This is a genomic window from Aquabacterium sp., assembly GCF_004297345.1.
GTDB lineage: Bacteria > Pseudomonadota > Gammaproteobacteria > Burkholderiales > Burkholderiaceae_C > Aquabacterium.
Genome location: NZ_SCTN01000612.1, coordinates 1 through 2115 on the forward strand (window position 1 = coordinate 1; position 2115 = coordinate 2115).

A 2115-nucleotide genomic window follows, 5' to 3' on the forward strand; every position below is an offset into this window, starting at 1 on the left:
CTAACATGCTCAATTTTCATGTGGAGTTGGAGTCAGAGCCTGGGCAAGCATCTCGTAACTTGGATGCGGCAATCCTACGTGCATATGAGAATAACTACCGAGTGGAGACGATGGTTGCCTGTACTCAGCACGGGCAGGTGAGTGTAACGGGATCTGCAATCGCAGTTCCAACAGGGCTAGCCAGCATCCGATCTGTCACTGCAAGCATAGATTCTAGCAGCACTCCGCATAATTTCACTATATCTGCCACTCCGAGTAACGTCCCAGGCGCGATTGATCTATATGTATTCCAGCCTACGAGTAAGACGGATAACACTCCGAAGCCTGGAGCGACTCCAGTGAGTGTACGCTGGACTGCTGTCGGAGGACTGGGGACTATCTAAAAACCTCAGGGCCGCAATCTCTCAACTGCGGCCCTGCCAGGGAAGAGTAGTTACAATTGGATTATCCGATAACTTAGCATACTCCCGCTCACTTTGCAACATTTACTATTGAATTTTTCTGAATTATCTCCTAGCCTTGTCCCATGAGCGTGTTAGCCGCACTCGCAGGTAAAAATAAAAACGATGAATCCATCGGTACTCCCCATGGACATTACGCTCCTCCCTCGGACGGTCCGTTTATTTGCATGAGATGCACACATTTTAAGTGGATTCCGCAGACTCCGAATGGGACTTGTGACCATCCAGAGATTTACAAGGATGCGGAAGCAGGGTATCTCCAGATGACCGAGGAGGGACTGCCGATTGTCCATCACGAGGGCTGTAGTAACTTTTTTAATAACAAGTACGTGAACGAGGGCCACTAATGAGCAGCATACTAGAACAACTGGTATCTCCGACACCTCCTGGCCCTGCTGTGACGGATAAATCAAAAAATAAGGTTCCTGAGGCTACAGCTACAGCTAAGACTCCAACATCCGCTCCACGTATCGAACTCTCCGATGGAGATTACGTCGATGTAGTGTTCTATCACGGAGATAATGACCCAGACGCTGCTCGCGCGCTGCCATGGTTCTGGAATCGGCTGATGGCGGATGATCTTCTCAAGCTGTATTACCCTGCCGAAACGGATCGTAGTTTTTGTACCTTCGTGAAGATGGTAAGCTCTCCCGGTATCCGAGTACTATTTGTCGTGGTGAAGGACTCATCTGGTGATGTGAAAGACTTCATGGGGCTAGCGACCTGGGAGCCTATGCAGTTTGGCCCATCCACCCTCGGACATGCTGGATTTATTTTTCTCAAAGACTTCTGGCACCGGGATATCACTCTACGAGCTGGCCGGCGGATCATGCAAGCGTGGTTCGAGGAATTCCCACAACCACTAGATATTGCGGTAGGGATCATAGCCAAGGACAATATATTGGCTAATCGTTACGTTCAGCAACTCGGATGGACAAAGGTGGGGATTCTTCCCAACTGCCAACAGTATGGAGGTAAACCGTCCGATGCTGTGATCTGGCAGGTTACTCACAATGGATGGGATGACATCAAGTCTCAATCTCAATCAGCGGAGATTAAATAGATGCCTCCGGCAGTAGCTGCTATAGTTCCGGGACTTGCAGGTGCGGGAGCCTCTTCAGCCTCTGGCAAAAAAGGAGGAGGCTCTGCTCAGCGGTCCGCTGATGCCCAAGCCCAGCTTCAAAATCAGCTATTCGGAGAGCATACATCTACCTTTACTCCAGCAGCTAATTACTTTAAATCTCTGCTGTCGGGAGACCCTCGTCAGATTGCTGCCGCAGTCGGGCCAACCTCAGACATCCTAAAGCAACAAGCACAGGCGAATCAGCAGGCACTAGCAGCAAACACAGTAGGCGGGGGTGCGCAAAATCAAGCCCAGCAGCAGAATCTACAGAATCAGTATAACCAGACGAGCCGGCTATATGCGGGAGTGCAACCTGCAGCAGCTCAGGCCCTTGGACAGTTATCTCAGGCGCCATTATCCGCAAGCGCTCCAAATATCGGAGCTGGGTTGAAATACAACACGCATCTCCAAGACCAGAGTAATCAGGCAAAAGGAGGGCTCGGTACGGGGCTAGGTCAGGCTTTCGCAGGCGCTAGAAATAGCAAAAGAAGTGGCGAGGGTGGCGGCGGTGGAGGTGGAAAAGGTGGCGGT

At 50.9% G+C, this 2115-nt stretch carries 1 protein-coding gene; it reads left to right on the forward strand.

The features are described from left to right. Nucleotides 1-807 precede the first annotated feature (807 nt). Nucleotides 808-1524: a GNAT family protein gene (locus EPO09_RS22095; protein ID WP_290646773.1), complete on the forward strand. Its 717-nt coding sequence runs from the start codon at nt 808-810 to the stop codon at nt 1522-1524. Nucleotides 1525-2115 lie beyond the last annotated feature (591 nt).

Excerpts from the sequence above, each read along its gene's own strand:
- EPO09_RS22095 (WP_290646773.1), top strand. The coding sequence starts at position 808 with ATGAGCAGCATACTAGAACAACTGGTATCTCCGACACCTCCTGGCCCT.